We start from the raw sequence: 25,190 nt of genomic DNA, 5'->3' as shown, positions 1-25,190 counted from the left end.
CGCGTGGAGTTAGCTCCCTGGACTGTACCAGGACACGTGCGGCCTTAAGATTGGCCCGCATCGAGGAGCGCCGACAGACGGAGTGGGCGGACATCCACGCGGTGCTGATCATTGCGCTCATCAACCGTGACGAGCCAGTGCCGCCGGCCACTCGGCATGCCCCACAAGGCTCCGCGCAGGCCCCAGTCGGCCAGCAGCGGCGGCGGCATCTCGGTGGTTCGATCCGGCGTGATCGCGTCCTGCCAGGTCGCATCCGCATCAAGCGGCCGGGATGCCAGAAAGGTCCGCAGATGCGCGCCGTACTGCGCCCCGCGCCGCGCAATGTCTTCTTCGACCCAGCTTGCCACCACCCGATCGGTCGTCGCGTCATAGACCAGCGCCGGCTCGAAGCCGCCCGGCAGCCCGCGCCCATCGTCGTCGAAGAGCCGCCCATCGTCGTAGTGCTGCGCGATGATCTCCTGCCGGCTCCAGGTCGTGCCGCCGTCGGTGCTCAGGACCGCGAACGCCCCACCCCGCGCGTGACCGGGACCGGGCGTCTGGGCCCAGGCCGCCGCAATCAGCCCCGCGCCACGTGGCACCACCAGCAGGCTCGTCGCCACGATCTGCTCGTCGGCGAAGAATCGACCCATCTCCAGCGGCTGGCGCGCCCAGCGCTGCCCATCATCGCTCCACAGGATGCTGAGATGCGTGAAATCATGATCATCTCGCCCATTGAGCAACACGACGCGGCGCAGCGTGCCATCCGGCTGCTCCAGCAGACTCAGCCAGCCGTTGACCTGGCGCATCCCGCCGAGGTACGGCGTGACCTGCCAGTCGTTGTCCAGCGATGGCAGATACGCATACGCCGCGTCGCCGCCGTCGCGCTCGGGCATGACCAGCAGCAGATGCAGGCCGCCGGACTCGTCGCTGGTCAGCGAGCGGACGCTGCCCCGCGTCGGCAGCGCCACCGGCTCGCTCCAGGTCGCGCCCAGATCCGGACTCTGCGCAACGAAGATCTGATCATCGCCTTCCTCGCCGTTGCCGCCACCGCCGTAGATCACGTGGAGCGTCCCATCCGGGGTGAACGCGAGGCCGAGTCCACCATAGAACTTCGCGACGGGTTCACGATTCACGGTCTGCGCGCTGGCCCAGACGCCGCTCGGCTGTTGCACGCGCACCCAGATCTGCCCGTCCAGCGCGTCGGGCGTGCTGCCATAGCTGATCCAGCCGATCGCCGCCGTCGGCTCCTGTGGATGCGCCGCCAGCACGGGATTCCAGATCATCCGGCCCCAGGCGGTCACCAGCCCGCCTACATCGCCAATCTCCTGTGGGCCGCCGATCGCCGCCGGGACCTGGGGCGTGGCCGCGGGAATCGGCGTCGGCGGCAGCGTGGGGACCGGCGTGACCGTCGGCGTGCCGGGAATCGGGAGACACGTCGGATAGATCGCAGCGGTCGGCGTCACGGTGGGCGCGGCGCCTGGCAGGGTCGTCGGGGTGGGAAGGCCGGCCAGCGTCGGCGTGGGCTGGGGCTGCGGCACGCCGTAGGGCCAGCACCCGCTCGCGACGGCGGTGGCGCGGGCCTCGCCTTCCGTGAGTGGGCGTTGACAGCCGGCGAGCAGCCCCGCCAGCAGCAGGAGGAGGGAGATCAAGCGCAGGGACATCGTCAGTACCTCACAGCGTGAACGAAGCGGGGATGGTCAAATCGTCGAGCGGATCGCGGAGGGCGCGGGACTCCGGTGCCCAGGACACCAGGGGGATGGTCAGGTCGTCCGCCGCGGTGGGGGGTGCCACGACCACACCGGACGACCACCCGATCTGGGCGTGCAGCCACCGGCCCGCGAGCAGGCAGGCGACGGCCAGCAGCCACCAGGGGAGCAACCGCCAGGCAAGCGCATCGCCCGGAGCGAAGATCCAGGCGCCCACCACGCCGGCCACAAGCACGCCCAGGTGGAACAGCCAGGGCGTGCTGGGGAACGGATGATCCGGCATCGGGACGCCCCGTTACGCCGTCAGCGCGCGGTCGCGCTCCAGATCGGCCGGCGGCGGCAGCGCGCCCGGCGCCAGCGGCGCGGGCAACGGTGGGCCAAGGTCCGGACCGGGACCAGGCGAACCCTCAGCGCGGAGGGCCAGCACAGTCGGCGCGGGCGCGTCGGTCGCGTGCGGCAGGCCAGCGATCTGGGGGACAATGGTCCGGCGCGGATCACCCCCGCGCCGTCGCCAGACCCATGTGCCGGTGCACGCGAAGACGACGACGGCCAGGAGCGCCCAGGGCGCCACCTGCATCATCCAGGACGGAGCGGCGAGCGGATCGCCGGTTGCCGGCAGCACCGACCGCGGTTCCTGGGGCTGCGTGACCGGCGCGGGCTGGGTCCGCGGCGCTCTGGGCTTGGGTTGCGGCGTCGGCTGCGCCGGGCGCTGCGGCGGCACCTGCGCCGACGCCGGGGGCACAATCTCCGTGCTGACGCTGCTCCGATTATTGCCGCTGTCGCCATCGCCTTCGGAGCTACTCGTCACCAGCGCCACGTTCGTGACCGTGCCGGCGGCCGCCTGCGCGCGGACGCGGGCGGTAATGGTGATCGTAACCGTTTCACCCGGTTCCAGCACCGACGGATAGGCCGTCACGGTCTGCCCGCTGACAACCACCTCGCCCTTGGTGCTGTGGAGATCGATCACCTCCAATGCGTCCGGAACGGTATCGGTCACCATCACATCGCGCGCGACGGCATTCCCGACATTGCGCACCAGCAGCGTATATCGCACCGTCTCGCCGGGCTTCACGCTCGCGCGATCGGCCTGCTTGATGATGGTCACGTCGGCGACGGGCGCCACGGGCGTTGGCGCCGGCGGCACGGGTGTCGGCGCGGGGGGTTCCGGCGTTGGCACGGGCGGCGGATCGCGATCGCGGTCCGCGGGCGGATCGGGGCGGGGCGGCACCGCCGTCGGCACGGGTGGCATGGGTGTCGGCGATGGGTCGGGCGTCGGCGATGGGTCGGGCGTCGGCGTCGGCTCAGGCGTCGGCTCAGGCGTCGGCACCGCCGTCGGCACCGCGGTGGGCGCGGGCGGCGTGGCCGTCGGCGAAATCGACAGCGGCCGGCTTGGCGCTGCTGCCGCGGGTACGCCACTGGTTAATACCGCGAGGACGCCCAGGATCGCAAGCACGCCGCTCACGAGCAGCTGACATGGGACGCCTCGAAACTTCACGATAGACACAATCGGAACTCCTCTGGTCAGGGCAGACGACCCGTGGGGGGTTCACAGCTCGCCCATGGTTGGATGGACCGAACGGGGCACGTTTCCGTACCCCGCCGGCGGGATTGGTTGGGTTAGCGAACGATCGGCAGAAAGACGTGAGTGGTGCCGGCGGTGGCCGGGCCGTAGGGCTGCTCCGCCCCGCTCACTTCCACCTCGACCAGCCAGTAATACAGCAGGCCCACAGCGGGCGCGGTCGTATCCGTCCAGGCATAGTCGCCACCCTGGCTGCCCTGCGCCAGCACCGTGCTGACGACCGTCGCCTGCGTGCGATCGGGGCCGGTGCCGCGCAGAATGCGGAACGCCTGCGTGTCCTGCTCGGCGAGCGTCCCCCAGCGCACCAACACCCCGCCCGCCTGCCGCTCGGCCCGGAAATAGGCGAGCTGCACCGCCGTAGGGCTGCTCACCGTCGTGGTCGCGCTCGATGTGTTATCGCCGGGATCGTCGCCGGGCGTCGTGGTCGAGACGCGAGCGGTATTGGTCACCTGCGTCCCGGTGGGCGTCGCCGGGTCGCTGCGGACGACCAGCGCAATCCGGCCGGAGGCGTTGGCCGGCACATCCCCGATGGCCCAGGTCAGCACCTGGCCCGCTTGACTGGACGGCGCGGGCGTCGCCGAGACGAAGGTCAGGCCGCTTGGCAGTGTATCGCTGACCACCACGCCGGCGGCGTCGACCGCGCTGGTATTGGCATAGTCGAGCGTGTAGCTGAACTGGTCGCCCGCGACCGCCGTCGCCGGACCGGACTTCTGAATCCGCACGTTCACGCGCAGCACCGTCGTGGTCGCGGTCCCGGTGTTATCGCTCGGATCGTCGCCCGATGACGTGGTCGCGATCCGCGCCGTGTTGGTCAGCGTGGCCGGAGCCGTCGCCGCCACCGTCGTCTGCACGGCGATCGTGCCCGACTGCCCCGGCGCCAGCGTGCCGAGATTCCAGCTCAGATTCTGGCCGGTCTGACTGGCTGGGGCCGGCGTCGCCGACACGAAGGTCAGGCCGCTCGGCAGCGTGTCGGTGATGGTGACGCTCTGCGCCAGCCCCGGACCCGTATTGGTGTAGGTCAGCGTGTAGGTCAGCGTCTGGCCGACCACCACGGTTGCCGGCGCGCTCTTCGTCAGTCGCACGTTGACCGGCAGGATCAGGCCCAGGTCGAGCGTCTGGTTGTCGGTGTCGGCGATGACCGTGAAGCTCGCGGTCCGCCAGCTCGTGCCGGCATCCGCGTCGCTGTCCAGATCATCGGGCACGCCGCTCGCATCGCGCGGAGTTGGTTGCGCGCCCGCAGGCGGAACAAACTCGACCACGTAGGTGCCCGGCACGACGTTGGGAAACTGATACACGCCCGAGGCGCTCGTCGTCGTGGTCGCCACCACCGCCCCGGTCGCGGTGTCGATCAGCCGCACCGTGACGCCTTCCACGCCGGGCTCCCCAGTTTCCTGCCGGCCATCGCCGTCGTCGTTCCAGACGTAGTTCCCGACCGTGCCGTTGGCGAACGTCGTCGCCATCAGGCCGACGTCGAAGGTCAGGTTCGATCCGCCCGCCGGCTGGCCCGGCACGCCGATCGAGCGGTTAATCTGATCGGCATCGCTGTCGGTCGCGTCATTACCCCCGCGATTCTGTGGTGACAGGATCAGGTCCGCCAGTGGTCCGCCCGCGGCGAAGTTACCCACAGCCAGGCGCACGGTATAGGTGGTGTTCGGCTGCACGTCGAAGAAATAGAGGCCGCTCGCGTCGGTCGTCGTCGAGCCGACGATCGCGCCACTCGCGGACAGCAGCTCGACGGTCACGCCCGCAATCCCGCTTTCGCCGGCATCCTGGACGCCGTCGCCGTCGGCGTCGCGCCACACCCGGTCGCCGATCAGCGGCACGCTGGTCAGTCCGGCGTCAAAGCTGGTGTTCAGATCGCCGTTCGCGCCGCTCGGAATCGGGATCACCCCCGCGGGCGAGGCATCGCTGTCCAGGCCGTCATTGGCGCCCCGATCCGCGACCGTCAGACGCAGGCCCGCCAGCGGCTGTCCGGGCGCAAACATCTGGGGATCGATCCGCGCCACGTAGCTCTGCCAAGGATCGACGTAGATCCGCCAGTTGCCGGACATCCCTGCGACGCTGCCGGTCGTAATCGTCGCCAGCGGCGTCGCGAACGCTGTGTCGCTCGCGGCGAAGAGCTGGACGCGCACGCCCTGAATGTCCGCCTCGCCCGCGTCCTGGATGCCGTTGGCGTTCGTATCCAGCCAGACCCGGTCGCCCACCGCCCGCCAGGGGCAGAGCAGCTCGACATCGCCGAGGCCCGCCGTTTTCGCAAACGAGGCGTCGTTGGTGGCGTTGTACAGCTCCTCGCGCGCGGTCGGCGCACCCCCCGCGGCGTCATACCAGGCCGCGCCCGCCGCATTGAGTTGATACGGGGTGAGGAAGGTGGTGATTACCTCGCCGCCGTAGCTGCCGTCATGCCGACCCGGCACATAGGCCAGGCCGCCCCAGGTCCGCTCGTTATGGGTCGCCGGATCGTCGTCGGCATACACCTCGGCGCCGGTGGTCGGCGCGCTCCACTGCCCGAAGCCGCTCGGCTCCGCCCGCAGCAGATCGCCAAAGCCGCGCCCTTGCTGGCTCGGAATCAGATACGAGGTCCCGTTATCGCCGTAGCGGTCGCGGAGGCCGATGAGCATGGCGCCGCTTTCGTCGAAGACCAGGTCGGTGAGCAGCGGCAGCGGGTGGACGCTCGCGAACTGCGTGTCCCAGGGCAGCCACGCCAGCGGGAGGCCCGCGAAGCTGCCACGCTGCGCGTCATAGTCGCGCAGGTTGAACGCGACCGCCGGTGCGCCACTCCAGGACCCGGTCGTGAGGTCATACCGCCACACGCCGGCGGACAGGTGGCTGCGATCGCCGCTGCTCTCCGCCGAGCAGGTGTAGCCGAGATAGAGCGAGATCCGGGTCAGGTGCAGCGCGAATGGGCGGAAATCCCCCGCCCCGCTCGCGCAGATCGCCGGGTTCGGGACCTGCGGCAGCACGCTCATGCTGCTTTGCGGACTGGCGCTCCAGGTGTCGAAGCGATAGATCCGCCGGGTGTTGAGGTTGACCGCATACAGAAACCGCTCGTCGGCGTCGATCTCGACATCGCCGAGGCTGGTCTTGCTGGTGTAGGGCAGCACCACCTGATCCTCGAACTGGGTGTGCAGCCCGCCGTTCTGGGGCGTGTAGGCCAGCCCGTTCGGAAAGGTCGCCGCGCTGCCGTCGCCGGGATCGCCCGGCAGCCCATTGGGACCCGGCACCACATCCGGCACCACCACAAACGGCGTGGTCGCGCCACTCGCCCGGTTGACCACAGAGATGCCGCCCGGACCGGATGGGCCGAAGCGCGTGATCCGCTTGGTAAACGCGCCGACAAACAGCCGCGCCTGCCGCGCGGCGCCCGCGGGCGCGGCGGGATTGGTGCCGCTGCTCGACGCAATCCCATAGACCGCGCCGGCCTCGCCGAGCGTGGAGAGCGTGAGATGACCGGGCTCGCCCGGCGCATCCGGTTTCCCGTCGCCGAACTCCAGGATCGCCGGGTCGCCGGGGATCGCGTCGCCCTGGTTCGAGACGCTCGGATCGGTATAGCCGCCGGGCGACCAGCGGGAGCCAAAGCAGGTGGTGGCAAAGCGCGGCGAGGCGTGGGACGCCAGCCCGCGGTCGGCGCCAGCACGGATGCAGTCCACCGTGGACGCATAGGCCAGGGCCGGCTGGTTCGGGTCGAGCTGCGCCTGGACGGCCGTGAGCGGGTAGCCGCTCAGCCCAAGCAGGACCGTTCCCAGGAGCCCCAGCAGGAGCAGCGTGCGGGTGGGGGAACGACGAAGGCGAAAACGTGGCACAAGAGTCTCCTTTTAGGGGGTAACGTCGGCGGTCAGCGGCGCCACCTGGCGGCGCATGACGGCGTGGGCAAACGGGAGCAACAGGACGACCTCGCCGATGTTCCACCAGAAGTGGACACTAATCCGCGGCGCGGTCACGAGCGGCGGCGCGAGCCGGCACAGAAACGCCGTTGGGGCGTATTGCCAGCCGCTGGTCTCCAGCCAGCCGTGGCGTCCCAGGATGCCGGGCAGGCCCTGCGCAAACGCCAGCGACACGTCCTGGGACCATAAGACCAGCACCGCATCCAGATACTTAATGAACAGATAGGTATGCTCCAGCGAGTGGGTCAGCGACCAGGCGGCCAGCAGATAGCCCCACGGATGGCGCAGGCCCTGCTTGAGAATCCACAGCACCGTGAGGCAGACTGCCCAGTTCCACAGGAAGTGAACGGTCTCGACGTTCGCCGCGGCCAGCAAGCCACCGGCGGCTTTGCCGGGCCACTTCAGGTAATGAAACTGCACGTACTGCGCGATATGCTCGAAGGTATGGAAGCCCTGCAGCGCCAGCAAGACCGACAGCGCGGTGAGCGGCGCGCCCCAGCGGGCGAAGTCATCCCGCCACTTCTGGAGCGCGGGGTAGGCCAAGAGCCCCAGCGTGAGCATCGTCGCGCCGGAGAGGGGCATGCCGGCGGTGATCATCAGCACGCCGCCGAGGACGAAGCCCCCCATCAGGGCCAGCAGCAGCGGACGGGTCCGCCGCCGGGGGTGGATCAGCGTGAACAGCGAGGCACGCCGGGCGTGCCCATTCAGCGGGGTCGGGAGCATTGAACGCCTCCAGGATCGGCTACGGGGTATCGTCGGGCACCGCGACGCGGACCCGCCAGCAATGGGGCCGTAGCTCAAGGGTGAGCGCGCCGCCGATCGCGGCCAGCTCCTCGCGGACGCGGGCGACGGTCTCGGCGTGGGCGGGATGGGTCAGGCCGGCCACATCGGCGTCGACAATCAGCTCCAGCGTGGCAGCCGGCTCGCGGGGCAGCGTGACCACGACCTGGAACGCGCCGTCGTTGACGGCGGTCAGCACGACCACCAGCAGCGCCTGGAGCAGCGTCACGGCCGGGCGGTGCGGCAGCCAGCACTGCCGCTGCAGTTGCTTGGCAATCGTGACCACGCCGGCTTCGGGCGGCGCCATCGACTGGAAGGTGGTGGTCAGCGCGTCGAGCAGCCGCGTCGCCTGCTCGGTGAGCGCCACCCGCTGGTCCGGCCCGCGCTCGGCGATGACCCCGGTCAGGATCGTCTCCAGCACCAGCACACTGGCCTCGGCATTGGCGTACAGCTGGGGCCGCAGCCCGTCGGCCTCGTCGACGTCCAGGCTGAGCGCGGTGCGACGAAACTGGGCGGCGCGGCAAAACAGCGCATAGGCGAGAGCGGCGGCGAGCGGCCAGGGTCGCTCGGACGACGGCGGAACCGCGGGGGGATGGGTCATACAGAAACTCCTTGCCAATGCCACCGCTGGACCGGTGCGCTGACGTCGGGCAAAATCAGCGTGCCGGCCGTCATGCGCTGCACCATCGTGAGCAGATCCCCAGCATGCCGCAGGGCCTGCACCGGATCGACAATGGCCGCGAGCCGCGGCACGTGGGGACACAGCGTTTGGGCGGCGGTGATATGGGGGGTGATGAGCACGACCGGCGCAGCCACGTGGCCGAGCCAGAAACCATGCGGCGCGGGCGGGTGCCCAAGATCCAGGACGACCACCAGGGCCGCCAGCGGCACCGCGCGCGGCGGCACCTGCTCCAGGTCCAACGGATAGGGCCGCCAGCCGGCGCCCGCGATCAGCGCAAGCCACTCCGGTTGGACCCTCGGATCGGTCACGGCGATCCCAACATACGACGCGTGCACGTTCGCCCCCTTCGATAGCGCTCTCCTGTCAGGATAGCGAACAAATCGCGGCGTGCGGTGCCGGTTATCTGCCAAGATGAGCCGATGATGGCCTATCCGCTGAGCGGGACTGTTGGGGGATAGGCGCGCGCTGGTGAGGAGCAGCGCGGCGTGACCGCGTGCCGAGGATGCGTCCCAGGCAGGCCGAACGGGAGGGCGCCGGATCACCGGTCGGGGGTGGCACCGATGCCGGGGATCGGGTCCGTTCTGGGACCTACCCGTGCGCCGCTGGCGCTGCCAGGGCGTCCAACAGGGACTGCAGCAGCGCGGACGCCCGGCCCCGATACATCCGGGCCGGCACGTTTACGGTCATCCGCAACTGGCGCAGTTTCCGATAGAACGTGCGCCCCGGCAGCGGTGAGCTCGCGGCCGCCAGCTCAATGCTCGGGGCCTGCGCCAGGGCAACCAGGATCGCCAGGAACCTGGGATCGACCACCGTAAACGACGGGGCGGCCACGCCCACATATGCAGGCCGGACGTGCGGCGCACGGGCGGGACCAACGATGCCACAGTGCTGCAGCCACAGCCCCAACTCTCCCGGACTGACGTGGTCCGATGCCACGGCATAGACTGCCGGACAGCTCGCCGCCAGGCGGTGCAGCAACCAATCGGTTGGCCGGGTCAGGATCAACGTGGGCACGTGCGGATACCGCGTAGTCAGCTCATGGAGCACCGTGATTTGCATGACCGGACGCAAGCCCCGGGTATCCAGGAGCAGCGGCCCCTGGATCGGTGGCAGCACGCGCGTCCCGGGCGGTGGTGGCGCGTCCTCGTGATCGCACTGGAGCAGGAGGACATGGCAGCCAATGCCGCCCTCCGCCAGGCGGCAGATCAGCGAACGACGACAGTCCGTCGTCGAGATCAGCGACACGGAGACGCTGGGTCGGTACTCACGCACCGGCATCTGGTCGCATGCATACAGGGTCATGAGCGCCCCACCAGCGGCACCCAGGCGGTCGAGGTCGGCACAAACGGCAGCGCCACGTCCGGATCGCCCAGAATGCCAAAACTAAACGCCAACTCAACGTGCGTCCCGCTGGCCACCACGCGGCGCAGTCCGGCGAGATGCGCCGCGCCCAGCGTCCGATCGCCATGGGTGGCGAAGAGCGTCGGAAGCACGCCGCGGGCGAGATCGGTATGCGCCGTATTCACCCCTTCGCCGGTGGCCGACAGGCTGGCGATGGCGCCACCCTGCGTGTGCAGAACCATCCGTTCATCCGTGGTCATCAGGGTCGGGTTGGCCCAGTCGCCGCTGAGACAGGTCAGGCTGAGCAGGATCGGCAGACGCGCCCCGTTCGTCCGTGCGTCGGCGTCATAGAGGTACCACAGATAGGGCGTCGGCGAGGTGGGCGTTGTCGCCGCCCACTGCCAGGGTGAGCCGTGCCCGACATAGATCCAGAGCGCCGCGCCGGGCTCGGTGCCAACGGCGAGCGGCGGGCAGGCACGGTCATGCGGCGAACCGCCATCCAGGGCCCGGAACAGGCGGCAGCGCAGCTCCGCGGCCTCCTGGTAGAAGCCCTGCCCAGTTGGGCGATCCGGCGCAAAGTAGAACCGCTCGCCGTGTATCCCGCGCGGCAGCACGGACATCATCGTCTCCGCCGTTGCCACAAAGCTCCCGGCGGGATCGACCCGGCCATCCGGCTCGCGATCGTTGTCGGTCAGCAGCAGCGCGCGGGTCTGCCACGCGCCGCTGGGCGGGGCGGTGAGCGCGGTGACGGTTTTCCGCACCAGGGTCTGGGCTTCGGCGAGCGTGCGCGCCGGAAACCGGCCAATCGGCAGATTGGGCAGCAGATCCTGGAGTGGATCAGCCGCGTCCAGGCGGGTGTAACAGGTATCGCAGGCGATCTCGCCGCGGATCGGGTCGGCCGCAACCAGATACGGGGGGATCAGGGTGGGGTCAGTGGCACCGGGCTCCACCCGCATCCGGACCGTGCCCGCACCAACCAGCAAGATCGCGCGGGGAGCCGGCTGCCACTGCGTGACGGCGGTCCGAATCAGGCTCCGAATCGCCTCAGGAGTGCGATCGCCCCAGGACCAGGCATCATAGGCCGTCTGCACGTCGACCACGCCGACCGTGTCGCCGCGCTGCCGGTGTGCCGCAATCAGCGGATCGAGGGCCGGGCGCAGCGACGCGTGCGTAATGATGAGAAAGGTCGCGCCAGGCTGACCGGGCGCGGGTCCGAAGGTCGGATCGAACCCGGGACCACGCTCGACGCGCGGCGTGGTGGGTGTCGCGGGATAGGCCGGGCGCACGTCCGGCAGCGCCACCCAGTCCAGCAGCACCCGATCTGCCTGGCTACCTGCTAGCGTGACGTCAAGCTGGAGGACACCCGGCAGGACCGTGAACGGGAGGAGTACGCTGCCAAGATACGGCGCGGTGCCGCTCCAACGCAGCGGGTCGAGCGCGCGACCATTTGCGGCCAGGGTCAGCGTATGGGGCTGCGGCGTCGTGCCGACGACGGCCAGCTGCAGGCGCGTGCCAGCCGGCGCGGAGACGGGGAGGGACAGGTCGATCCTGGTCCGATCCCGTTCCGGGACGCTGACCAACTCCCGCCCATACCAGCGGTCGCCGTTCAGCGATGGCCAGCGCGTCTGGTACAGCGCATCCTCTTCCCAGCGGATGGGATCGCCCGGCGCAAGCTGTGGGGTGCCGCGCAGCCCATCTACCGTGTCCGAGGCCAGCCAATACGTGGCGACGGTGCTCCAGCGGCTGGTTGTGCGTGGGCTGACAAACCGGATCGTATCCGACGGATCGAGCCGCCCATCGGCGACTCCGTTCAGATCGATCGGCACCTCCTGGCCCGTCCGCCACAGCTGAATCGTGCGAGGATTAACCGTGCTGAGATCCCATCCAGCCGCCTGCAGCTGCGCGCCATTAAGCTGCTGGAGGCCCGACTGCAGCACCTGGATACGCAGGGCACCGGCACGGTCGATCAGCGGATTCGACGCGAATCCTGCGTCTGCGATCGCCGATGGCGCGAGGCCGGATGTGGCGAGGATGATGAAAAGAAGAATCCAGAAACTCTGCCGCATCTGCACGCTCCTGCTACCGTCCTGACAGCGCGGCACTGGGGATACCCGTGCCGGCGAGATCACGTCCTGCGAGCAGGCGCCGCCGCTCTTCGACACGCCGGCGCACTTCCTGGACTTGGTCTTCGATCGCGAGCAGCTGCTCGTCGAGCGCGGCGAGCGCGGCGTCATCGGTCAAGAGGACGGCGGGCAGCTGGTACCCTGGGTACCGATCCAAGAAGGTTTGGACGGGCCCTGCCAAGTCCGCGACCGCCGTGGTAAGAATCGGTTCGTTACGATCAAGATCATCAATTGGTTGGAGCAGGGCGCGCACCCGGGCGGCGACCGCGTCGACGTCTCCGCTCTCCAGCTGCGTATTCATTTGCCGTAACAGATCCACGATCGCGCTCCCACCACGCGATGCGTGGTCCAACGCGCGCGCAACGAGATCATCGCCGCTTGTGGTGGCGCGTTGTGCCGCCTCGCTATAGACCACCTGATCGGCGTGCGTTAATGGGAGGGCATGATGGGGGGCGGGTAACGTACCGTTCTGATTGGGTGTGCCGCTTAACGTACTCATGGCGTATCCTGGGTTGTGAACTCGATCTGGTTGGACCGAGCCGTGGCATAGGGTCAATAAAACAAGCTTATCTACCCGCTGCGAGGGTAGCGGAAATAGCGTCCTGCAGTGTTCCGTGGGTGGTAATCCCCCGGAACGACACCCCTAGTGTGACCAGCGTTTCCGCGATATTGGGTCGGATGCCGGTGAGTCTGACCTGGGAACCCAACAGCTGTACCGCTTGCGCGGCCTGCACGAGGGCGTTGGCGACTTGCGTGTCAACGATTGCGACGCCGGTGATGTCAAGGATCACGACGCGTGGCCGCCGCTGACTCACGCCTTCGAGGAGCGTTTCGAGGATCTGCTGAGCGCGATTCGTATCAACTGCGCCGATGAGTGGCATCACGAGAACATCATCGGAAATGGGAATAAGCGGCGTTGACAGCTCCGCCAATGCCGCTTGTTGCTGCTGAATAATTTGCGCTTGTTGCTGCCGAAGCCGTTCTGCTGCCTGCTTTTGATGGGTCACATCATAAAAAAACCAGACCCGGTACGGGTCGCCCCGCCCGTCCCTGCTTGGCTGGGAACACCGGGCGATCACGCGACCATCGTTCAGGACAACTTCATCACGAACGATGGTCGTTGGATCGCTGCTGACTGCGTGCAACTGGTGCTCGAACTGATCGGGATCGACCAGCTGGTCGACGATATGCCGCAGCATGGACGGGCAGTTCCCTGCGAGCGCCGGAGGGATGTTCCAGATCTCTAAAAACCGTTTGTTGCACACCGCCTGGCTGCTTGGATCGACAATCAGGAATCCCCCTTCCATCGCGGCAAGAAACGCCTGAAGGAGACCCGGTCTCCACGGTGTTTCCTCGAAGAGGGAGACGGCTGCGTCTGCAGGAAATAGGGTGGTCATGGTCGGCTCCGTCTGATTGAAACTGGTTGCTCGCGCAGCCCATCACCGCGAAAGCAGGCTAATAGCAAAGCTAGAACGATGTCGTATGAGGACCTGCTGCTGCAGGTCGCGCTCGAATACGCTGCTGGTCGTCTGTGTCCAAGGTGCGCTCAGTGGCAGGATCACACCCGCTCAGCCATGCCTCTTAAGAGGGCCAGGCAGGCGCGGGACTGCTTCAATGCTCCTCGTGGAAGCGTGTCAATGCCGAGATTGGCGCAGGCCGTCGTCAGCGAGCACCACTGGGTTCGCTGGGCATAGCGAGCATACAGATCGGCAATCGACAGCCAGTGGCTGTCCCGATAGGGAACTGCGAGTTGGTCTGCACACCGTCGCAGGTCGCGCTGCGACACCACAATCTGGTAGCCGGCGACCGGACGGTCGGTGAGCACGGTCGTAATGGAGGTCCAGACCTGCGCGAGATGGGGCGCATCCTCCACGTCCGCATCCGTCAGACCATGAAGAGCGGTCGCACGCGCTGAGATCGACGACTGAGGCCGGATCAGTGTGTGAAACAGGATGGAACCGTCACTGGCCAGCGCAGCAAACTCAATCAATTCTCCCCGCGGTCCTGACGTCGTGGTGGCAATCACCACGACGTCCTTCAGATCCAAGATTTGTCGAGCGAGGTCCATTGCCGCTCGGGCAGGATCGCGCTCCCGATCGGCGATGATTTCCGCTTGGTCCAGGAGGCTATCGACGGGGAGGGTTAGCATAATGGCACCCCTGAATCAATCACGATGGTGATGTCGGTACAGGTTGGAATGACCGCTGCTGCACACGCGGTCAGGGTCTGCAGCAACTGGGGCGTGCTAAGTAGACCGTCCCGTGCCAACACATGTGGCACGGCAATCACCAGCACCTCATCGCTCATATCGACAAGGTGCGTCGATTGAATCCAGGTTGCATAGTCGCTCGGAGATACCGCGTCCCGAACGCGCATGAGTACATCCCCCCAGAGCCGTGCCCATTCAGACTCGGGCTGAGCATCAGGGATCTGTGCCAGATCGTGCGCAGGTGGGATGCTCACGGGCTGTCCGGGCCGGGGTGGAAGTTGCGGATGCTCATGCGGCCAATAGCCAGAGAGAATACCCCACCGTAGCCAACCAGGTCGCGTTTTGATACCCGACGCTCGATGATCAGCCTCCATGATCCAGGCTCGGATGTACTCCTCCGTGATGTCGTCCGACAGCGCGACACCAGCCAGCCCTTCGGCAGTGAGTAACGCATACCGTGGATCAACCACAACTGGATGCCGCAACTCCTGACTTGATCCAGGTGATAGGATCTGTTCGGCCGCCGCGCGCTGGTTATTGGCGATAGCTCTCCGCAGATATTGGGGCGTAAGTTTCGCTGGCGACTGGGCATGTTGGCAGCGACTCAAGACCTCCCAGCATTCGTCCGGGTTGCGTTCATAGAGGGAACGCAGAACCATATAGTCGGCGTGCCCAACGTCTCGAAGCCGATCAGTGAGGCCAACCGTTCGGTAGGTCCAGAGAAACGATTCCCACGTTGGCGCAACGTGTGGTCGTGCCGGTAGCAAGAGCAATCCTTGCTGAACAGCGCGTTGGAATGTATCGAGCTTGAGGGCCTCCCCGAAGGTACGAGGACGAAGCTCGACCGGGAGCGTCATAACCAGGCGGAGGGCGGCCAGCGCGACACCTGATGGAATGTTGCGCTGCGAAAATTGCCTCTCTGCGGCTTTTTTCTCTCCAGCCGAATGCGGGTAGCGACCCAAGGTACCGTTGAGAATTTGATTAACAGTCGCCCAAAACACCGTATCGAGCTTTGTCGTATGGAGTTCCTCTTGGCGGATGTGGGGCTGAATGTTGAGCGTGCTGTCGCCAGGTGATGTCGCTCCAGAAAAGGAGTCTCTGGAGTCTCTCTTGTTAACAGACAGACTCGTTAACGTTAATTGATCGCGCGCCAGCGACTCCGAGTCGCTATGATCTGATAGCGGATTGATCGTATTGCTATGCGATCCGCGAAGAAGAGTCGCTGAAGCTATGGAAGTGACTTCAACAGCTTCGCGACAATCTAGCGACTCGTCAGCGACACAAGCTATGGAAGTCACTTGATGAGCTTGTGTCGCTGGAATCTGATACGGAACTGATACACGGGACGTGTCAACTGCTGGGCGGGTGGGATGAGCGCCGTGGGGTCCGCGTCGCTGCGCAGCTTGCAGCATGTCGGCCATCGCCTGGTTCTCGTGGGCTAACCGCGCCGCTTTCTGCAGCGCGTACTCCACCCAGCGCCGTGCTTGCTCACGATAGGGACGAATAGCACCAGCTGTGTGCAGTGAGCTGTAGATCGCTTCCCAACGGGGATCGTTGATTAAGGCAGGCAGGAGATGCGGCCAGGCACCAAGTTCCCAGAAGAGATCCCCAGGTTCTCCTTCCTGGAGAAAACCTCCTTGCTTCAGCGCCTGGATTGCCGACTGAGCCTTCTGATCATCAGCGTGACCGGACGATGAATCAAGGCCAATCACCAACGCATCGAGAACGTGACTGAGCATGGCCCAATTAAGGACAGGTTGATCGAGACGACCAATCGTGTAGTAGGCGACTCGCGTTCTCTGGGGATGCGCTGGATCGGAGCTTTGGCCGTAGTCCACGACAACATCTGCCAATCCCGTGACGCGCAGGAGATATTCCGGCCCTTGGATCGCCCACGCTGAGCGTTTCCCCAGCTTTCGCTGCATCTGTTGCTTTGTCGGCCCCTCCGGCTTCACCAGTAACGGGAACATGGCCCGCTGCTGCTCATAGGTATCGCGGAGGTAGGCATACATCGCCACGCCTAGCGGCGTTAATACGAACGGCCAGTCATAGCTGATCGCTCGCCATTCGGCAGAAACCCCGATGTCCCCAGAACGGTACAAGCCAGGAGAAGGAGGCATTACCGCGACTCCTTCCGTGATTGGTTCCTGGGCTGCTGATCATGCTCCGCCCGGCAAGAGAGTACATACAAATACGACATGGAGGATCTCCTCTTGCATTCCCTCCATTGACAGCCCTGGATCGGATTGTTATCATCATGTTGCAGCAACATGATAAGGCCATCATTGGGGGGCAACGGCTCTGTTCTCGCACAGAGCCATTGCTCTATTTTTTACTTGTTAGGCATCCCTGATATTGGGCGAGCTACCAGGGACTTGAAACGCAGCAATAACAGTCTCTATTAAGTCAGGATACGGTCCTTTCACCTCCCCCTCAAAGTTCCAGCGAAAACCCCAATGGTCTGAGCCAGACGGAACGAGGAAGAGTCCAAGACGATTAAGCGCACAAACCAAGTCGTTCAAGCGGGCAGCCGTTTGGGCAAAGGCTTCTTCCAGAACACGTGCTAGCTCCACCTCCATTCGACCCAGGTGGATTGTGGTGTTCAGCTCATCGACGATGCGGAGAACCCTAGCGCAATCATCAAGAGCAGGAGCCGTGACGTTCGCCACATTGCTGCGAAGGCGCGCAACGGCCATTGCATCAGCGACCCGAGTATTAAAAACGTCGTCGTCAGGACCAGCTCGATCCTCAAGCACAACGACCCGGGTCGTTGAATCGGTAGGGTCGTCAACCCTGAGACGCGCGAGTGAGTCAACAATCTGGGCTCCCATGTACTCCCCGTTTCTATATCCTGGCGCGAAGTGCCTGTATGCTGAACAATTCGTGTTGCAATTGTTCATAATTGCCAAGCATGTGGGCGGTTTCTAACACCCACCATACCGGAACAGAATCAGGGGGGAACATCGAGGACGATGTTGCATCTTCCTACAATGCGACTAGGTTAAATCGAAAGGGAGTATCAATGATGGCGCAGATCAAAGAGGAAGAAGATGACATCGCATCTTCAGTAGCTCGGCATCAGTGTAGCAATCAGCACGTCTAGCGAGTATGTCCCGTGTGCTAAGAATAGGAAACGTCTCTATCTACCTTGATACGGCATATCAAAGTAGATAAAAGTCAATATCGTTATGCTACAATGAATCCGCCACCTCTGTTGATTCTTATGCCAGCGGGGGGTGGTGGTGCGCGATTCGCTCCCTAAAACAAATCACGCACCACTGAGCGCCTGCGTTGGTTAAGATCCTATTTATGCGGTAGGAACCATCGCAGGCGCTCGTCTTATATCTGTCAACGGTGGATCAGGCCACTTCTTGTGGCCTGACAGCTCCGGCCAGTGTTCCACCGCCAACTCAAGCATAAACACAATTTGTTTCGTTGGAGATCGACGATCTTGCCGGGCAAGGCGCTCGATCTGTTGGAACTCCTCTTGGCTAAAGTTTAGGCGAACCGGCACTGACTCGATGGCGACTGGAGCAGGTAGCGGCGTTATGACGGCCTGAACCGCCAACTTCCTCCACTGTGCAGCCGCCTTCGACAGCATGGCAACCATCTGTTCGGGAACAGAGCTACGATGGTCATCCCGGCCAATAGCAGCTACGCGATCGTAGAGTTGCCGATCAACCGTCAATTGAAACTCTCTCCGCATACTGTCTGCCCTCGTTAACTGTCTAATCTGTAATCCAGGGCAATCGTGCTGTATTTTACAGTAAGTTCGCTGTAAAATACAGCACATTATATACCAGTGGCGCATGCCACAGTAGTCTAACAGTGCATTCGCCTGATACAGTCTATAAAAGTCCCCTTTTTGTCCCCTATTTAGCTGGAGGATTGTTGCAGGGGACAGGTATAGCGTATCGTGGAGCGTAAGCTCCGTTCAGTCCGAACGGTGCTACGTGCTTACATCTGAGCGGCGATCCATTTACTAATCAATTCTGGCAAGTGCTCGTTGACGCGGTAGAGGTAGCTCTTGGCGTATCCTCGATCAATCAGGATGTGGATCACTCGATTAGTTGGATAGCCCTCCAAATACAGCGCGATCATTCGGCCAGCAGGAGTTTCTCGTGCCATCAGCGCGTATCTTTCGAGTAATTCCCTAGCAAGCTGGGAACCTCCCATCGATCGCACAAGCACGGCTTGCTTGTGCGGATCTAGAGCAAATGCCGCCGTCCGGGGCGGGGAGTACGAGGTCACGGCACATAGGATCTGGAAAATAGCCTCGGCTGTCCAAACCGTTGGAGGGCGATTTTCCCGCAAGCTGCTTAGGACTTTTTCCATAAAGCCGCGTAGGAGTTGGATGCCGTGCGCACGAACTGGATCAACGGTTGGAGTCGTATAGTGCATCGTAAGATCGTAAATCTGGGATGCCTGATCAATACGGAGCGGTTTTGAAAGCACGAGGGTACACCCAGCACTTAACGCCTCGTTGCGTCGTTCATCCGTCATGTCACTCGTAATCGCAATGATTGGTGCTGGACGAATCAATCCGTCCAGCATCCGACCGGCAAGAACAGCCGCAAGTGCAGATCCTTCGATCCGCGAAAGTATCAGGTCGCGGAGCTTAAGATCTGTGACGATGCCGACAGGTTGCGTGTTCGTTGTGGCAAGCATCGCCATTGCCAGGTCCTCGCCTTCCACAACCGACGAGGCGAGGGAGACTCGACAGCCAACTGACCGAAGAATTAGCGTTTGAACTGTAGCGTCCATCGGATCGTCTTCAATCAGCAAAAGATCTAGAGTTCCGTCTATCATGCGGTAGGCTCCCTATGCTTAGACTATAGTATAGTGGGCCGGGACAAAGCGAGGAACTAAGTGAACGCTCGTATTCAGCATCCTGTGGATATGCGGGAACGTTTGTGGTTACTACGCACGGCGGCCTTGATGCTCGGCATCGCATCAATAATCGCGCTGCCAATCGTGTTATTAAATCCACTCATGACTCGTCTTAACCTGGTGAATTGCTGCATCCTCATGATTTTTTCGATCGTTGCCTTTACCGCTCGCAATCAAAAGTCGCTCCTGATAGGAGGGTATGGTCTTGCAGGGGCTTTAATTTATTGCATCTCGACACTCCCAGGCCCCGATCTGATGGATTCCCCGCTCGGCACCACGTATATCATCGCCATTGCAATTGGCGGTATTACGGGCGGCGCGCGAGGTATCTGGATTTTGTTAGGTACTGCGGTCGTGCTGTTTGTGTCACTTGGGATCGCCTATAGTATGTGGACAATCAACTCGTCCACGGCGCTGTTCACCATAGTGATGACGGGGCTGATCGTCGGTATCATTATGCATTCTCTGGAACGTGCCTTGAAAGACGCAAACCGGCTTGTTGATACCGAGCAACAACTACAAATAGAGCGCAATTTTCGTATGCTGATCCGGAGCCTTCAACATGAACTGCAGGCTCAGGCGAACGGGGTCCGTGGCTTGGTCGCCCTCGCTCGGGGTGTCGCCGACGGCTCCGTGAATTTAACGGAATCCTGGGATGGCGTCGTCCTTGGAGGACTCGAAGGCCGAGCGCAACGTCTGGATACGATGATGCAGCATCTGCTAGTTATTGCGCAAGGTAAGTTGCCTGAAGAATTCCAACTTGTTTCACTGCGTGGATTGATTTCTGATCTTGTGAAGGAAAGCAGCGTTTGGCAATATCAAATACCCGTTACGATTCGTGACGAAATCGCTGAAGACGCAGTCATTCGCTGCATACCTGCATATTTGCTCATGGCACTCGACACCGTTGTACGTAATGCGATAGAAGCCGGCAGTCGTAGTGGCAAAGCAAGGGTCGATATATCAATCTCGACCTCCGTAGACGGTCATTCTGTGCTGCTCTGCATCCAGGACGACGGCCCCGGATTTCCGCCCGCCGTTATTCGTCAAATTAATAGTGCTGAACGTGGGGATCTCAGCATGCTTGTGCCAAGTGCCAAAGGGATAGGTGGGCTGGGTCTGAACCTGCTTCGAGCAATCGTACTTTGGCATCATGGCTCGGTTAAAATTGGTAATAATGGGGGTAGTAATAAAGGGGGCGCATGGGTTAATATATTCTTACCATTACCATAGGAAGTACCTGATGTAATGGCGAGATAAACCCATGCTATAAAGCGAGGCCGATCGTGGACACCCCCCTTGTACGGCTGTTATCTGCTCTTACGCAGCTTGGACAGGATGGGGCTATAACCCCATCCATCTATGACACTGCCCAGTGTATTCGTTTTGCCACCTGGCACAATGTCAAGCCCGCAATCTCCTGGCTCCTTGATCAACAGTATGCCGATGGTGGATGGGGAGACCCGCATGAACCGCTCCATCGAATCATCCCGACGCTCTCTGCTATCTTAGCCCTCCAGATAATCAATCCGCACACCCCCGAAATCGCCGCTGCGCTCAAGCTCCTTCAAGAGATCGATCAGCTCTGGCCACGGGAGCTTCCGCCTGATCTTTCGGTTGCAGCCGAGATCATCATTCCGAATCTGGTCGCCGAAGCGCGGGTAGCCCACCTGGACGTTCCCCCGTTTGCCGATCAGGCATTAATGGAGTTTAGTCGGCGGCGAATGGAGAGGCTCAAACAGCAAGCGATCGCCGCAGGTTCGCCTGCGTTGCACTCCTGGGAAATATGGGGTGCAGATGCCGATGAGAACCTGCTGGATGGAGCAGGCAGCATTGGTCACAGTCCCTCAGCGACCGCTTTGTGGCTGCACCGAGCGCAGCATCCCTCATTTGAGCGAGCACGAACCCGAGCCTTGAGATATATACACCAGTCGGCAGCAGCGACTGGTGTGCATATTTATGGGGTTGTCCCAACCGTATGGCCTATCTCTCGGTTTGAACAAACGTTTAGCCTCTACGGTCTCGCGACGCTCGGCTTGCTTCAGCAGCCGGAAATACAGTTGTTCATCGCACCGATTGTCGACGACCTCCTGCAACGACTCCGTACTGCGGGGGGTACTGGTATGAGTGATGCCTTTCAGACCGACGGCGATACGACCGCGGCCGCGGTAGCAATTGTGCGAGCGGCCGGTCGGCAAGGTCCACAAGCCATAGAGATATTTCAGCCGTTTATGTCGAGTGGGTTCACTGCTTATCCAGGGGAGATGCATGGCTCCATTTCGGTGCAAGGTCGTATGCTGCAGCAATTAGCGATTGATGGCTATAACATAGATGTTGAGGTTGGACGGTTGTGTACCCGTCAGCTTCCAGATGGCACCTGGCCGCGCGATAAGTGGAATGTCAGCTGGCTGTATAGTGCCTGGCATGCGATGTTACCCCTGTCCCTCGCACCTCCATCGGAAGCGGTAGAGCAGGCACTCGACTCGACGATGCATGCGCTGCGGAGGCAGCAACACCCCGATGGCGGGTGGGGACCAACATCATCTCAACTACCAGATACCACTTTTGCCATGCTGGCATTATTAGTGCTTCAACCGCGGTTCGATGCTGTGATCCAACCAATGCTTGCCCCAGCTCATCACTGGTTGGATCAACACATTGATGATCCGGTGCCTGATACATGGATCGGAAAACAATTGTATTCGCCCATTTTGGTTGATCGTATCCTGTCCTTAACCGCACTGGTAGCCAGTCGTGCTGTCCTGGGAGCCGAATGACAGATCCACCTGACCTAAAAACCTTTCTGGCCGCCGATCAGGCGACGGTAGCTGCAATCGCACCGCGTACCGTCATTTATATGCCAGGCGGCACACGTCGGGCAGCGGCGCTAGCAGGAATAAGACCCGAAAGCGACGACTATGTTCAGTGGAGTCGCCGCCAATTAATTCAGGCAGTTGAGCAGCTATTCCAGCATGGCATCCAACATGTCTTCACAGCGGCGATTGTCCCAACCAATTGGGCAGAGAATCGCGCGCACCAAGAGATGTTGGCAACATATGCCCACTCCGTGATTGCTGGCGAATCAGCAATGGCCGACTACCGCCAGCTCGGCTGGCGGGTCCGGTTATTGGGCGGTGCTGAGCTTCCTTCCTTGGTCGATACAAATCATTTTCTTCGGGACCGTACAACACAGGACACCCACCATACGCTGTGGTGGATGGTCATGCTTGACGAGGACGCACCCTTTCGCTGGATGTTTGATGCGGTTCTCCGGAGTCAACGTCAAACGCGAGAGGCTGTCATCCAGGAACTCTATGGCGAATCTGTACCGTTAGCGAATCTGTATATTGCTTCGGGCAAGCCTGCGATAACTCCAGCACTGGTCCCACCATTACTGATAGGGGATCTGCAGTGTTACTGGATTCAACGACCTGGCTATTATCTGCCACCGCATCTTCTTCGACGCATTCTCTACGATGCCGCTTATACGCGGAAGACATGGCGTAAAGATAAACAAGGACGTGCCGAAACGGCGATTATGCACCGGGATACGTGGATGCAGGATGTCGTAATAGGCTTAGGCCGTCGCCTGGGCGAGCATTGGTATCCAGCAAGCCATGAGGAAAACGAATAATGACCACACAGTTACCGGGTCCGACTGGATTACCGGGCATTGGCAGCCTCCTTGCGTTTCAACGTCATCCAATCTCGTTCCTCGTCGATCTCGAACATCGCTTTGGCTCACCATGCCAGTTTCGCCTTGGATCGACGCCCGTGGTGTTTGCTGGTGATACTGCCAGCATTCGGACCATTTTGGTGGATCAAGCCAGAATATTCCGACAAGTCTATGGCCCATTAAAACAAGTGATCGGGACAAGCCTGATCACGGTGGACGGCGAAGCACATGGTCAGCAGCGGCGACTGTTACAACCCTTCTTTAGCCGACGGCAGGTGGCGAAATATACGGAGTTGATGCAGCGTGCAACCCACGAAATGATGCAGGACTGGCACAGTGGCCAGCAAATAGAGATCAGTCGAGCGACACATCACCTTGCTCTATACATTATCGGACGCGTTCTGTTTGGCGACATTGATCTGCGTGATCGGCAGCTAGCGCTGAGTCAAGGGCTTGATGGCATTTTCAGCTACATCGCTAATCTAATCGGGGTCCATGCGATCAAGAACCTACCACTCAGGGTGCCGGGTACTCCATACCACCGGCTACAACAAGCTATTCCAACGATTCATCGTGCTGTCGATGAACGGATCGAGTTTCAGCAACGGGCAACGCCAAGCGGCATAGATATGCTGACCCAACTCACACAGGTACTTGATGATCAGAATCAGTCCTTAAGCACGCGTGCTATTCGCGATCAGCTTCTCGGACTCTTGTTAGCCGGCCACGAGACAATTGCTACGGTCCTGACATGGACGCTCTTCCTATTGGCCCGCCATCCGTCGATTCAAGAGGCGCTGCGGAACCAGATCCAGGATGTTGCGGGAACGCAACCGCCCGATCACGATGTCCTCGACCGAATTCCGCTGCTGCAGCATGTTATTAAGGAGTCGCTGCGCCTCTACCCACCAGCGTGGCACATTGCGAAAAGGACATCTGAGACCTTCAGGATCGGAGACTATTTGCTGAATGTTGCTCAGACGAAGATTCTCGTTATGTTGAGCCCATACGTAACACATCGCCTGCCAACCTACTGGACCGAACCTACACGGTTTGATCCCGAACGGTTTTCGCGCGGTGAGCCGTCTCAACCCCTCGCATACTTTCCGTTCGGAGCGGGTGAGCGAATGTGTATCGGAATGACGTTTGCGCTCCTCGAAGTGAGACTGGTTTTAGCGATGCTGCTGCAAAAGTTCCGTTTTCAACTCGTATCGAACCCGTCGTTGGCAATAGCCTACTCGCCGACTCTACACCTTCGACAATTGAAGCTTGTGTTAGAGGCGTAAATCCCGTCGCACATGTATGTCGTCCTTATATTCTGGATTTTCAGGGTCAGGCCACCACACAGGGTTGCTGCCAAAAGCGTTACAAGCCGATCGAGTATGACTTCGGCACGTAGCGGCAAATTACAACCGTACCGGTAGTTCACGCCCTAGCCGAGTACCGCATATCGGCTTGACGGCGTGCCGCTCCATTGCGAAAATACCCCTATGAGCGAACACCCACAACCAACTACCCGCCAGCTCGTCGCGCAGATCGCCGAGGTGCTGGGCGAGACCGCACCACAGGCTGTGGGCCAGATCTGGCGCATCATCCGAATCCTGGGCGCGGACGTCACTCAGGAGTTGCTGCGCGAGACGCAGGCGATTGAAGCCGCAGGCGGGCTGTTCCTGGAACGGGAGAACCGGCGGCGCACGACCGGCGGCGTCTTCTTCCACCTGGCCCGCAACCGGATGACCAAGCAGCAGCGCGGCAAGGTCTTTGGCGGTCCGCAGCAGAGTAAGCAGGCAGCCCCGCCGCCGTTCCAGGCCGAGGAGCTGCCGGACGTCTTGCAATCCCTCTCGCAGCAGTACGGAAAGGCAGCAACCGTGAAAGTGACCGTGATCGGCCGTCCCTCGCAGGTCGTCGAGCGGGGCGACGTGGTAATCTTCGGCCTGCTCAATGACAAACAGCCTGCACTCCCGAAAGGACTGCCCGCGCCGCCGAAGGAGACCAACTATCTCGTGCTGGTGGCAAAGAAGCAGTGGAACAAAGTCGCCGGGGTGGTGAAGGATGCCGAGGACGTGCTGATCATCGAGGGCTACCCCGCCTACGAGCCGCGCCATGCTGGAATCACCGTATACGCTTTGAACGTGACCACAAAGAAGCAGCAGCAGGCCAAGCGCGAAGCACAGCGTACCGAGGCGGCAGGATAATTCTTTAATCATGTACGTTTAGGGTGCCTGGGAATAAGCAATGGAGCTTGCATTAAGGCTCGCAACCTTTATTGCTTGCCATACTCCTGTAGAGCTTGCACTAAAGCTAGCAAGCTTTAGTGCTTATCATACTCCTGTAGAGCTTGCAT

General features: G+C 62.3%; 19 protein-coding genes. 5 read left to right on the top strand and 14 right to left on the bottom strand.

The window, feature by feature from the left end:
• Nucleotides 1-44 precede the first annotated feature (44 nt).
• The 14 genes from VFZ66_27780 to VFZ66_27715 form a co-directional block, all read right to left on the bottom strand.
• A complete protein-coding gene (locus VFZ66_27780) occupies nucleotides 45-1,640 on the bottom strand; it encodes a sialidase family protein (protein ID HEX6293015.1) in 1,596 nt (531 codons plus the stop codon).
• A 10-nt stretch (nucleotides 1,641-1,650) separates the two neighbouring features.
• Nucleotides 1,651-1,968: a hypothetical protein gene (locus tag VFZ66_27775; protein HEX6293014.1), complete on the bottom strand. Its 318-nt coding sequence runs from the start codon at nucleotides 1,966-1,968 to the stop codon at nucleotides 1,651-1,653.
• A 12-nt stretch (nucleotides 1,969-1,980) separates the two neighbouring features.
• A complete protein-coding gene (locus VFZ66_27770; GenBank protein ID HEX6293013.1) occupies nucleotides 1,981-3,189 on the bottom strand; it encodes a hypothetical protein in 1,209 nt (402 codons plus the stop codon).
• A 113-nt stretch (nucleotides 3,190-3,302) separates the two neighbouring features.
• Complete coding sequence (locus VFZ66_27765; GenBank protein ID HEX6293012.1) at nucleotides 3,303-7,064, bottom strand: SdrD B-like domain-containing protein; 3,762 nt, start codon at nucleotides 7,062-7,064, stop codon at nucleotides 3,303-3,305.
• 12 nt (nucleotides 7,065-7,076) lie between these two features.
• Complete coding sequence (locus VFZ66_27760) at nucleotides 7,077-7,868, bottom strand: hypothetical protein (protein HEX6293011.1); 792 nt, start codon at nucleotides 7,866-7,868, stop codon at nucleotides 7,077-7,079.
• A gap of 19 nt (nucleotides 7,869-7,887) precedes the next feature.
• Nucleotides 7,888-8,526 (bottom strand): hypothetical protein, encoded by a 639-nt coding sequence (locus tag VFZ66_27755; protein ID HEX6293010.1) that lies wholly within the window; start codon nucleotides 8,524-8,526, stop codon nucleotides 7,888-7,890.
• Nucleotides 8,523-8,942: a hypothetical protein gene (locus VFZ66_27750; GenBank protein HEX6293009.1), complete on the bottom strand. Its 420-nt coding sequence runs from the start codon at nucleotides 8,940-8,942 to the stop codon at nucleotides 8,523-8,525. Before VFZ66_27750 ends, VFZ66_27755 begins: the two co-directional genes overlap by 4 nt.
• A gap of 253 nt (nucleotides 8,943-9,195) precedes the next feature.
• Complete coding sequence (locus VFZ66_27745; protein HEX6293008.1) at nucleotides 9,196-9,909, bottom strand: hypothetical protein; 714 nt, start codon at nucleotides 9,907-9,909, stop codon at nucleotides 9,196-9,198.
• Entirely contained in the window at nucleotides 9,906-12,014 is a 2,109-nt protein-coding gene (locus VFZ66_27740; GenBank protein ID HEX6293007.1) for a C25 family cysteine peptidase, read from the bottom strand. The genes VFZ66_27745 and VFZ66_27740 overlap by 4 nt, the downstream gene beginning before the upstream one ends.
• Before the next feature lie 13 nt (nucleotides 12,015-12,027).
• Nucleotides 12,028-12,570 carry a hypothetical protein gene (locus VFZ66_27735; GenBank protein ID HEX6293006.1) on the bottom strand — a complete coding sequence of 181 codons (543 nt, stop codon included), beginning with the start codon at nucleotides 12,568-12,570 and terminating at the stop codon, nucleotides 12,028-12,030.
• Between the two features lie 67 nt (nucleotides 12,571-12,637).
• Complete coding sequence (locus VFZ66_27730; protein HEX6293005.1) at nucleotides 12,638-13,468, bottom strand: STAS domain-containing protein; 831 nt, start codon at nucleotides 13,466-13,468, stop codon at nucleotides 12,638-12,640.
• A 161-nt stretch (nucleotides 13,469-13,629) separates the two neighbouring features.
• Complete coding sequence (locus tag VFZ66_27725; GenBank protein HEX6293004.1) at nucleotides 13,630-14,220, bottom strand: exonuclease domain-containing protein; 591 nt, start codon at nucleotides 14,218-14,220, stop codon at nucleotides 13,630-13,632.
• A complete protein-coding gene (locus VFZ66_27720) occupies nucleotides 14,214-16,292 on the bottom strand; it encodes a DnaA N-terminal domain-containing protein (protein ID HEX6293003.1) in 2,079 nt (692 codons plus the stop codon). The genes VFZ66_27725 and VFZ66_27720 overlap by 7 nt, the downstream gene beginning before the upstream one ends.
• A 1,945-nt stretch (nucleotides 16,293-18,237) precedes the next feature.
• Nucleotides 18,238-19,089 (bottom strand): hypothetical protein, encoded by an 852-nt coding sequence (locus VFZ66_27715; protein ID HEX6293002.1) that lies wholly within the window; start codon nucleotides 19,087-19,089, stop codon nucleotides 18,238-18,240.
• A gap of 60 nt (nucleotides 19,090-19,149) precedes the next feature.
• Here VFZ66_27715 and VFZ66_27710 point away from each other — a divergent pair, with 60 nt between their 5' ends.
• The 5 genes from VFZ66_27710 to VFZ66_27690 all read left to right on the top strand — a co-directional run bounded on the left by VFZ66_27710 (nucleotide 19,150) and on the right by VFZ66_27690 (nucleotide 25,041).
• On the top strand, nucleotides 19,150-20,403 hold the full coding sequence (locus VFZ66_27710; GenBank protein HEX6293001.1) for a HAMP domain-containing sensor histidine kinase: 1,254 nt from the start codon (nucleotides 19,150-19,152) through the stop codon (nucleotides 20,401-20,403).
• Between the two features lie 53 nt (nucleotides 20,404-20,456).
• Entirely contained in the window at nucleotides 20,457-21,947 is a 1,491-nt protein-coding gene (locus VFZ66_27705) for a prenyltransferase/squalene oxidase repeat-containing protein (GenBank protein HEX6293000.1), read from the top strand.
• Nucleotides 21,944-22,804, top strand: coding sequence for a hypothetical protein (locus tag VFZ66_27700; GenBank protein HEX6292999.1), 861 nt, complete (start codon nucleotides 21,944-21,946; stop codon nucleotides 22,802-22,804). The genes VFZ66_27705 and VFZ66_27700 overlap by 4 nt, the downstream gene beginning before the upstream one ends.
• The gene (locus VFZ66_27695) at nucleotides 22,804-24,132 is read left to right on the top strand and encodes a cytochrome P450 (GenBank protein HEX6292998.1); all 1,329 of its coding nucleotides are present in this window, start codon (nucleotides 22,804-22,806) and stop codon (nucleotides 24,130-24,132) included. Before VFZ66_27700 ends, VFZ66_27695 begins: the two co-directional genes overlap by 1 nt.
• A 204-nt stretch (nucleotides 24,133-24,336) precedes the next feature.
• Complete coding sequence (locus VFZ66_27690; protein ID HEX6292997.1) at nucleotides 24,337-25,041, top strand: phosphorylated adapter RNA export RNA-binding domain-containing protein; 705 nt, start codon at nucleotides 24,337-24,339, stop codon at nucleotides 25,039-25,041.
• Nucleotides 25,042-25,190: the final 149 nt, after the last annotated feature.

It is taken from the genome of Herpetosiphonaceae bacterium (genome assembly GCA_036374795.1).
GTDB lineage: Bacteria > Chloroflexota > Chloroflexia > Chloroflexales > Kallotenuaceae > LB3-1.
The sequence above is the reverse complement of the archived record's forward strand: the minus strand, read 5'-3'. Positions and strand labels throughout refer to the sequence as shown.

What these genes read in the sequence shown, in the direction of transcription:
- VFZ66_27740 (HEX6293007.1), bottom strand. Translation starts at nt 12,014, where the DNA reads ATGCGGCAGAGTTTCTGGATTCTTCTTTTCATCATCCTCGCCACATCC.
- VFZ66_27745 (HEX6293008.1), bottom strand. Translation starts at nt 9,909, where the DNA reads ATGACCCTGTATGCATGCGACCAGATGCCGGTGCGTGAGTACCGACCC.
- VFZ66_27725 (HEX6293004.1), bottom strand. Translation starts at nt 14,220, where the DNA reads ATGCTAACCCTCCCCGTCGATAGCCTCCTGGACCAAGCGGAAATCATC.
- VFZ66_27700 (HEX6292999.1), top strand. Translation starts at nt 21,944, where the DNA reads ATGACAGATCCACCTGACCTAAAAACCTTTCTGGCCGCCGATCAGGCG.
- VFZ66_27775 (HEX6293014.1), bottom strand. Translation starts at nt 1,968, where the DNA reads ATGCCGGATCATCCGTTCCCCAGCACGCCCTGGCTGTTCCACCTGGGC.
- VFZ66_27755 (HEX6293010.1), bottom strand. Translation starts at nt 8,526, where the DNA reads ATGACCCATCCCCCCGCGGTTCCGCCGTCGTCCGAGCGACCCTGGCCG.
- VFZ66_27730 (HEX6293005.1), bottom strand. Translation starts at nt 13,468, where the DNA reads ATGACCACCCTATTTCCTGCAGACGCAGCCGTCTCCCTCTTCGAGGAA.
- VFZ66_27720 (HEX6293003.1), bottom strand. Translation starts at nt 16,292, where the DNA reads ATGTATGCCTACCTCCGCGATACCTATGAGCAGCAGCGGGCCATGTTC.
- VFZ66_27690 (HEX6292997.1), top strand. Translation starts at nt 24,337, where the DNA reads ATGAGCGAACACCCACAACCAACTACCCGCCAGCTCGTCGCGCAGATC.
- VFZ66_27780 (HEX6293015.1), bottom strand. Translation starts at nt 1,640, where the DNA reads ATGTCCCTGCGCTTGATCTCCCTCCTCCTGCTGCTGGCGGGGCTGCTC.
- VFZ66_27715 (HEX6293002.1), bottom strand. Translation starts at nt 19,089, where the DNA reads ATGATAGACGGAACTCTAGATCTTTTGCTGATTGAAGACGATCCGATG.
- VFZ66_27735 (HEX6293006.1), bottom strand. Translation starts at nt 12,570, where the DNA reads ATGAGTACGTTAAGCGGCACACCCAATCAGAACGGTACGTTACCCGCC.
- VFZ66_27760 (HEX6293011.1), bottom strand. Translation starts at nt 7,868, where the DNA reads ATGCTCCCGACCCCGCTGAATGGGCACGCCCGGCGTGCCTCGCTGTTC.
- VFZ66_27695 (HEX6292998.1), top strand. Translation starts at nt 22,804, where the DNA reads ATGACCACACAGTTACCGGGTCCGACTGGATTACCGGGCATTGGCAGC.